Genomic DNA, 7,467 nt, shown 5'->3' on the forward strand with positions numbered 1-7,467 from the left:
GGCGCGGATGGCGCGGATCGTGGCGCAGATCAATGCGCTCAAGCCTGACCTCATCCTGCTGGGCGGCGATTATATCGGCGATGCCAAAGGTGGCGCGACCTATGATGCGCGGGCGAGCATCGCGCCCTTTGCGGGGCTGCGCGCGCCTCTGGGTGTCGTCGCGGTGCTGGGCAATCATGACAGCCGCAGCCAGAAGAACCAGCGCGCTTTGAGTGGCGCGGACTGGCAGGCGGCTTTTGCACGCATGGGCATCACTTTGTTGCAGGATGGCGCGGTGCGGCGCGGGCCGCTGGCGATCGGCGGGTTGCAGGATGTCTATACGCGCAGGATCGATTTGCCCGCGACGCTGGCGGCGATGGCGCGGGTCCGTGGCGCGCCGCTGATCCTGTCGCACGGGCCGGATGTGTTTCCCGCTTTGCCCGATGCGCCGTCGCTGACGTTGGTGGGGCACACCCATTGCGGGCAAGTGGCGCTGCCCTTTGCGGGGATCGTCTATGTGCCGTCGAAATATGGCACGCGCTATGCCTGCGGCCTGTATCGCGATGGGGCGAGAACGATGATCGTGGCGGGCGGGGTCGGCACCAGCGGATTGCCGATTCGGATGCTCGCACCACCGGACATCTGGCTGATCACTGTCCGGCCACAGTGAGACGCCTGTTGACATGATATCATGATATGATATCAATCTATCATCATGCGTTTCCTGGCCGATATTCCCGACGAAGACGTCAAATGGCTCGACCAATTGGCGCGCGAGCAGGGCAAGTCGCGCGCGGCGGTGCTGCGGGAGGCGGTTTCGGCCTATCGCCCGCAAACGTCGAAAGATTGGCTGCAGCAGGGCTTCGGCGCGTGGGCGCGGAATGGCGTGTCGATCGATCCCCACGAATATGAACGTGCGCGGCGGGCGGAATGGACACGACCCTGGGACGATGATTATGACGAAGTCCGCGCCGCATCGCCTGAATATTTCACGGAAGAAGATGATAAGGAGCGGGCGCATTATCTGGCGCTGACCAAGAAGGCGGCCGAGACGCACCCAAAGAACAGCGCATGAGCGGTTACAGCCTGGACGCCAATATCGTCATCGACGCTCTTTTGAATCACGAACCCGCGCATCGCGAACTTTCCCGCATAGCCGATAGCGGTGCGCGCATGTGGCTCAGCCGCATGGCGTGGATCGAGATATTGTCCAAGGGGAATGAAACGGCCGTGCGTGAGGTGCTGATGTTTTTGGCACAGTTCGGCCTGGACGAAATTGATGACGAGATATCGCATCGGGCGGCTGCGCTGCGCCGTGAACGGGCAAGGCTCAAATCGCCGGACGCCATCATCCTGGCCACGGCGCAATTGCGCGGCCGCGTGCTGGTGACACGAAATACAAAGGATTTCCCGGCAGAGATGCCAGGTATCCGCGTTCCCTACACACTCTGAAAGGCTCTCCGGCACATGTGCGGCATTATCGGTATCATCGGCAGGGACGACGTGGCGGAGCGGCTGGTCGATGGATTGAAGCGGCTGGAATATCGCGGCTATGACAGCGCGGGCGTCGCCACGGTCCATGATGGCGCGATCGAACGGCGGCGGGCGGAAGGCAAGCTCGCCAATCTGGTGACCGAATTGCGCGACGAGCCGCTGCCCGGCACCACCGGTATCGCTCATACCCGCTGGGCGACGCATGGTGCGCCCACGACCAGCAACGCGCATCCCCATGCGACGCGCGAAGTGGCGCTGGTCCACAATGGCATTATCGAGAATTTCAAGCCGCTGCGCGCCGAACTGATGGCGCGCGGGCGCATTTTCGACAGCCAGACCGATACCGAGGTGGTTGCGCATCTGGTGAGCGAACTGGTCGAGCAGGGCGTGTCGCCGCGCGATGCCGTTGCGCGGGTCTTGCCGCGCCTGCACGGGGCCTTTGCGCTCGCCATATTGTTCCGCAGCCATCCCGACATGCTGATTGGCGCGCGGCTGGGGTCGCCGCTGGTCGTGGGTTATGGCGATGGCGAGACCTATTTGGGGTCCGATGCGCTGGCGCTGGCGCCGTTGACGCAGCGGATCGCCTATCTGGAAGAGGGCGACTGGGTCGTCATAACCAAGGACGGCGCGGAGATTTTCGACAAGGATAATCAGCCAGTCGAACGGCCGGTCACGCTGTCCGGCGTGTCGGGGGCGATGATCGACAAGGGCAATCATCGCCACTTCATGCAGAAGGAGATTTTTGAGCAGCCGGTCGTCGTCGCCCAGACGTTGCGCGCTTATCTCCGCCGGATGGAGAATGAGGTCGCCATGCCCGACATGGATTTCGACTTGGGGTCGGTGAAGCGCATCACCATCGTCGCGTGCGGCACCAGCTATTATGCCGGACTGGTCGCCAAATATTGGTTCGAGAAATTCGCGCGCGTCGCCGTAGATATCGATGTGGCAAGCGAGTTCCGCTATCGCGACCCGGTGCTGGAGCCGGGCGGGTTGGCGCTGTTCATCAGCCAGTCGGGCGAGACGGCGGACACGCTGGCGGCGCTGCGCCATGCCAAGGCGGAGGGGCAGATCATCGCGGTGGTGGTCAATGTCCCCACCAGTTCGATGGCGCGTGAGGCCGACCTGTTGCTGCCCACCCATGCCGGGCCGGAGATCGGCGTCGCTTCGACCAAGGCGTTCACCTGCCAGTTGGCGGTGCTGGCGGCGCTGGCGGCCAATCTGGCGCGGGCCAAAGGGAAGCTGACGCCGGAGGAGGAGGCCGAGATCGTCTGGCACCTGTCCGAAGCACCGGCCGCGCTCAACGAGGCGCTGAGCCGCGACGGGCAGATCGAGGCGATGGCGCATCTGATCGCGCCCGCGCGGGACGTGCTGTATCTGGGCCGTGGGCCGGATTATCCGATGGCGCTGGAAGGAGCGCTCAAGCTCAAGGAAATCAGCTATATCCATGCCGAGGGCTATGCCGCGGGCGAGATGAAACATGGGCCGATCGCACTGATCGACGAACTGGTGCCGGTGATCGTCATCGCGCCGAGTGGGCCTTTGTTCGAAAAGACCGTCAGCAATATGCAGGAAGTGCAGGCGCGCGGCGGCAAGGTGGTGCTGATTTCCGATGCGGAAGGCATTGCGCTGGCCGGTGAAGGCTGCATGGCGACGATCGAAATGCCCAAGGTCCATCCGCTGATCGCGCCGCTCGTCTATGCGGTGCCGGTGCAGTTGCTGGCCTATCATGTCGCGGTCGCCAAGGGCACGGATGTCGATCAGCCCCGCAACCTCGCCAAGTCGGTGACGGTGGAGTGAGCGAGGATATGTTCGCGTCGCCGGTCATCCCCGGCCCGGACATATTGACCGTCAGCTTCGACCATTGGGAAGGGCCGCTCGACCTGTTGCTGACGCTGGCGCGCGGGCAGAAGGTCGACCTGCGCGAGATTTCGATCCTGGAACTGACCGAACAATATCTCGTCTTCATCGATGGCGCGCGGCAATTGAAGCTGGAACTGGCGGCCGATTATCTGGTGATGGCGGCGTGGCTCGCATACCTGAAATCCTCGCTGCTGCTGCCCCGGCAGGAACAGCCCGATCCTAGTCCTGAGGAGATGGCGCTGCGCCTGCAATTGCGGTTGCAGCGCCTGAACGCGATGCGCGATGCCGCCGCGCGGTTGATGGCGCGGGACCGGATCGGACGCGATGTGTTCATGCGGCGCAAGCCCGAAGGATTGCGGCTGGTGCGCAGGACGCAATGGCGCGCAAGCCTCTATGACCTCATTCAGACCTATGGCCAGATTCGCGCGCGTACACGGCCGGTCGTTCACACCATCGCCCGGCGACCCGTGATGACGCTGGACGAGGCGATCCAGCGCGTCGGCGCGCTGGTCGGCACGGCGATCGACTGGACGCGGCTGGAGTCGTTTTTGCCCGAAGATCTGGACGGTCCCAAGGCGAAGTCGGCGCTGGCGAGCAGTTTCGTTGCGGCGCTGGAACTGGCGCGGCAGGGGCGGGTGGAATTGCAGCAGGACGGGATTTTCCAGCCGCTCTATCTGCGCGCGGCGACACCGGAGGCAGGCGCATGAATGAAGAGCCCGACGATTTCCGGCGCGCGGTGGAGGCGGCGCTGTTCGTGGCGGAAGCGCCGATGACGCCTGCGGACCTCAAGCTGCATGTCGGCGAGGGCGACCTGGCCGCGGCGCTGGCGGGATTAGCGGACGACTATGCCGGGCGGGGCGTCAATCTGGTCGAGCGCGGCGGGCGCTGGCATTTCCAGACCGCGCCGGACTTGGCGCATATCTTGCGCCGCGAAAAGGATGAGCCGCGCAAATTGTCGCGTGCGGCGATGGAGACGCTGGCGATCATCGCTTATCATGAGCCGGTCAGCCGCGCCGAGATCGAGGCGATCCGGGGCGTGCAGGTGGCCAAGGGGACGCTCGACGTGCTAATGGAGGCGGGCTGGGTCCGGCCCGCCGGGCGGCGCGAAGTGCCGGGCCGTCCGCTCATCTATGCGACGACCGTAGACTTCCTGTCACATTTCGGGCTTAGCAGCCGCCGTGACCTGCCGGGCGTGGACGATCTGCGCGCGGCCGGGCTGCTCGATCCGGTGGATTTGGCGCTGGAGGGTCTGGGCGGCCAATCCGTTCTGGAAACTGATGACGATGTGGCCTAGATAGGTCTGCTTGCTGGAGTATTGAAAATGGGTTCCTTTTCGCTGATGCACTGGGTCATTGTCCTCCTGGTCGTCATGCTGCTGTTCGGTGGCGGTCGGATTTCCGGCCTGATGGGTGACGTCGCCAAGGGTATCAAGAGCTTCAAGAAGGGCATGGCCGACGATGATGACGCCACGCCGACCAAGCCTGCCAGCCGTATCGAGGGGCAGCGCGTGTCCGAACAGGATGCGAGCGTGACCACGGAAGACAAGACCAAGGTCTGATTCGCACAATCTGGTAGACCAGTCCCATGTTCGGCATCGATTCCACCGAGTTTCTGGTGATCGTGATCATTGCGGTGATCGTGATCGGGCCAAAGGACTTGCCACGCGCGCTCTACAAGGTGGGGCAGTTGATCGGCAAGGCGCAGGGCATGGCCCGCCATTTCCGCACGGGCCTGGACGCGATGGTGCGCGAAGTCGAACTGGAGGAATTGGAAAAGAAATGGGCCGACCAGAATAAGCGGATCATGGCCGAGCATCCGCCCGAAAGCGCAGCGCCGGCGATGGAAGCGCTGGACGCGCCCGTGGCCGCTGACGAGCATCCACCCTATGTCGCGCAGTCGGCCGTGCCTGCGCCCGTGGAAGTGCCGCCGTTCGTCGCCGAATCCGCGCCCGTGGCCGCCGCGCCCGTCGCGGCATCGGATGGTCCGCCCTATGTCGCCGACGCGTCCGCGACCCCTAAGGGAGATGCGGCGGCATGATCGGCGATATTGACGAGAGCAAGGCCCCCTTGCTCGACCATCTGATCGAATTGCGCGGTCGGCTGCTCAAATGCGTCTATGCCTTGGCCCTGACCGGGGCGCTATGCTTCTATTTTTCCGAACAACTCTTCGCGATCCTGGTGCATCCGCTCAAGGAAGCTTTTGGCGATGGCGGCGGCAAGCTCGTCTATACCAAGCTCTACGAAGCCTTTTTCGTGCAGGTGAAGATCGCCTTTTTCGGGGCTTTCTGCCTGTCTTTCCCGATCATCGCCAACCAGCTTTGGGCGTTCGTGGCACCGGGGCTCTATGCCAAGGAAAAGAAGGCGCTGCTGCCCTTCATCCTGGCCACACCCTTCCTGTTCGGCATGGGCGCAAGCCTTGCCTATTTCGTGGTGATGCCGACGGCGTTTCACTTTTTTCTGGAGTTTCAGGGCAATAGCAGCGGCTTGCAGGTCGAAGCGCTGCCCAGCGCGGACGCCTATCTGGGGCTGGTGATGCAATTCATCCTGGCGTTCGGCATCAGCTTCCTGATGCCGGTGCTGCTGATGCTGCTGAACCGCGCGGGCTTTGTCAGCCGGGCGCAATTGATCGGCCTGCGCCGCTATATGATCGTGGCGGCCTTCATCGTCGCGGCCGTATTGACGCCGCCCGATGTCGTGTCGCAGCTGATGCTCGCGATCCCGCTGCTGCTGCTGTACGAAATCACGATCATGGCGATCTGGTTCACCGACCGGCGCAAGGCCAAGGGCGAAGAGGCGGAAGAGGCGGCGGCCTGAACCCGCAAAAAAAGAGGCCTGCCCCTTGGGGGCAGACCTCATTGATGCCTGGGAGGCAAATCAGAAAATCGTGCAGGTCAGTCGACAGCGCGTTCGACCGCTTCGCCGGCGCTCTGTACGTCGCGGCCAGCGCCTTCGACGGTGTTGCAGGCGGCGACCATCAGCGAACCGGTGAGCAGCAGGGCTGCAAAAATCTTCTTCGTCATAGACCGTCTCCTTGAGAAACTTCGCGACCGGTTGGTTTGCGCCATGCCGGTGACGCAGATCAGAACCCGCCGCCCGACAAAGCGTTCCGGCGGTGGAAAATATAATGATTTCAAATATTATCTTGCCCGGAAAAAGGTTGAGCCCGGAACGCGTCGGGGGGGGAAGCATTCCGGGCTCATAATATTGGACAGCAAGAGCGGGGGGCAAAAGATTTGCTGTCCTGAATATAGAACCCACAAGCCCGAAATCTGGTTCCAAACCGGGGTCAAAAATTTGCACTTTTTATCGCGCGTCTTTTCAAGGACTTTGATGGTCAACCGGCCGTTAAGATTAAAAAAGCGCGTCGGCCGTCAAGAAAGTCAGATCAGCGGGCGGCCGCTATTGCGATATTCCGGGCGGATCGTCGATTCCGGCAGGCTGTCATCGGCCTGGGGCGCAGGCGACGTCCAGCCGATCGCAGGCGCAGCCTTGGCTGGCGCTGGGGCGCTATAGGTGGGCGCGAGCAGTTCGACAGGAGCCACCGGGCGGGTAGGCCAGACGCGGCGCGCGGGGCCGGACTGGGTTTCCCGGCCCAGATAGACCGCCCGGAAGGCGGCGGGCGTGCCGTTGAAGCCGGGATTGCGATAGAAGATATGCGCGCCGATGACTGCCACGGCATGCAGGCGGGATGACCATTCCGGGCGGACGGCGAGCGTGTGATAATGGGTGGCGAGGCCGACCGGCGCATAAACGGTGCCGCTCAGCGCCTCCTGCGCGACGCGGCGGGCGCGGTTCCACGAGGCGGCCGCAGGCAGCCGCGCCATCGCGCCGTCGCAGCTGAAGGTGAACTGGCAGCGATAGTCGGTGCGTTCGGACCCTTCATAGACGACGCCGCACACGGTATCGGGCCAGAGTTGGCTGCGCACCCGGTTGAGCACGACTTGCGCGACGGCGCGCTGGCCGTCTTCCGGTTCGTTTCCGGCTTCATAATAGATGGCCGAGGTCAGGCAGTTGACCGCGCGATAGCTGTCGAGCGGGGTGAGGCCGCGAAAGATGGTGGCGGGGGCGGCCTTGACCGCATCGAGGCCCAGCACATGCTGGCTCTGCACGGTTTCGACGCCCGGCACGGGATCGA

At 63.4% G+C, this 7,467-nt stretch carries 11 protein-coding genes; 9 read left to right on the forward strand and 2 right to left on the reverse strand.

The window, feature by feature from the left end; all coding sequences use genetic code 11:
- The 9 genes from IL54_RS14840 to tatC form a co-directional block, all read left to right on the forward strand.
- Positions 1-649 (forward strand): metallophosphoesterase (locus tag IL54_RS14840; RefSeq protein ID WP_037478800.1); only part of this gene is annotated, 649 nt, incomplete at its 5' end.
- A 45-nt stretch (positions 650-694) separates the two neighbouring features.
- A complete protein-coding gene (locus tag IL54_RS14845) occupies positions 695-1,054 on the forward strand; it encodes a ribbon-helix-helix domain-containing protein (RefSeq protein WP_037476629.1) in 360 nt (119 codons plus the stop codon).
- Entirely contained in the window at positions 1,051-1,431 is a 381-nt protein-coding gene (locus IL54_RS14850; RefSeq protein WP_037476631.1) for a PIN domain-containing protein, read from the forward strand. The genes IL54_RS14845 and IL54_RS14850 overlap by 4 nt, the downstream gene beginning before the upstream one ends.
- A gap of 15 nt (positions 1,432-1,446) precedes the next feature.
- Positions 1,447-3,270, forward strand: a complete 1,824-nt coding sequence (glmS, locus tag IL54_RS14855; RefSeq protein ID WP_037476632.1) for a glutamine--fructose-6-phosphate transaminase (isomerizing) — start codon at positions 1,447-1,449, stop codon at positions 3,268-3,270.
- Positions 3,271-3,278: 8 nt separating this feature from the next.
- Positions 3,279-4,040 carry a segregation and condensation protein A gene (locus tag IL54_RS14860; protein WP_037478804.1) on the forward strand — a complete coding sequence of 254 codons (762 nt, stop codon included), beginning with the start codon at positions 3,279-3,281 and terminating at the stop codon, positions 4,038-4,040.
- The gene (scpB, locus tag IL54_RS14865; RefSeq protein WP_037476634.1) at positions 4,037-4,627 is read left to right on the forward strand and encodes an SMC-Scp complex subunit ScpB; all 591 of its coding nucleotides are present in this window, start codon (positions 4,037-4,039) and stop codon (positions 4,625-4,627) included. Before IL54_RS14860 ends, scpB begins: the two co-directional genes overlap by 4 nt.
- Before the next feature lie 27 nt (positions 4,628-4,654).
- The gene (locus IL54_RS14870; RefSeq protein WP_037476635.1) at positions 4,655-4,891 is read left to right on the forward strand and encodes a twin-arginine translocase TatA/TatE family subunit; all 237 of its coding nucleotides are present in this window, start codon (positions 4,655-4,657) and stop codon (positions 4,889-4,891) included.
- Between the two features lie 26 nt (positions 4,892-4,917).
- Positions 4,918-5,370, forward strand: coding sequence for a Sec-independent protein translocase protein TatB (gene tatB / locus IL54_RS14875; protein WP_037476636.1), 453 nt, complete (start codon positions 4,918-4,920; stop codon positions 5,368-5,370).
- Complete coding sequence (gene tatC / locus IL54_RS14880) at positions 5,367-6,146, forward strand: twin-arginine translocase subunit TatC (protein WP_037476637.1); 780 nt, start codon at positions 5,367-5,369, stop codon at positions 6,144-6,146. Before tatB ends, tatC begins: the two co-directional genes overlap by 4 nt.
- A gap of 77 nt (positions 6,147-6,223) precedes the next feature.
- On the opposite strand, the gene IL54_RS14885 is transcribed toward tatC, so the two are convergent.
- Positions 6,224-6,352, reverse strand: coding sequence for an entericidin A/B family lipoprotein (locus tag IL54_RS14885; protein WP_037476638.1), 129 nt, complete (start codon positions 6,350-6,352; stop codon positions 6,224-6,226).
- 360 nt (positions 6,353-6,712) lie between these two features.
- The coding region (locus IL54_RS14890; protein WP_037478807.1) for a cell wall hydrolase at positions 6,713-7,467 on the reverse strand (755 nt) is incomplete at its 5' end.

The sequence above is a fragment of the Sphingobium sp. ba1 genome (assembly GCF_000743655.1).
Lineage (GTDB): Bacteria > Pseudomonadota > Alphaproteobacteria > Sphingomonadales > Sphingomonadaceae > Sphingobium.

What these genes read in the sequence shown, in the direction of transcription:
- IL54_RS14885 (WP_037476638.1), bottom strand. Translation starts at nt 6,352, where the DNA reads ATGACGAAGAAGATTTTTGCAGCCCTGCTGCTCACCGGTTCGCTGATG.
- tatC (WP_037476637.1), top strand. Translation starts at nt 5,367, where the DNA reads ATGATCGGCGATATTGACGAGAGCAAGGCCCCCTTGCTCGACCATCTG.
- scpB (WP_037476634.1), top strand. Translation starts at nt 4,037, where the DNA reads ATGAATGAAGAGCCCGACGATTTCCGGCGCGCGGTGGAGGCGGCGCTG.
- IL54_RS14870 (WP_037476635.1), top strand. Translation starts at nt 4,655, where the DNA reads ATGGGTTCCTTTTCGCTGATGCACTGGGTCATTGTCCTCCTGGTCGTC.
- IL54_RS14860 (WP_037478804.1), top strand. Translation starts at nt 3,279, where the DNA reads ATGTTCGCGTCGCCGGTCATCCCCGGCCCGGACATATTGACCGTCAGC.
- tatB (WP_037476636.1), top strand. Translation starts at nt 4,918, where the DNA reads ATGTTCGGCATCGATTCCACCGAGTTTCTGGTGATCGTGATCATTGCG.
- glmS (WP_037476632.1), top strand. Translation starts at nt 1,447, where the DNA reads ATGTGCGGCATTATCGGTATCATCGGCAGGGACGACGTGGCGGAGCGG.
- IL54_RS14845 (WP_037476629.1), top strand. Translation starts at nt 695, where the DNA reads ATGCGTTTCCTGGCCGATATTCCCGACGAAGACGTCAAATGGCTCGAC.
- IL54_RS14850 (WP_037476631.1), top strand. Translation starts at nt 1,051, where the DNA reads ATGAGCGGTTACAGCCTGGACGCCAATATCGTCATCGACGCTCTTTTG.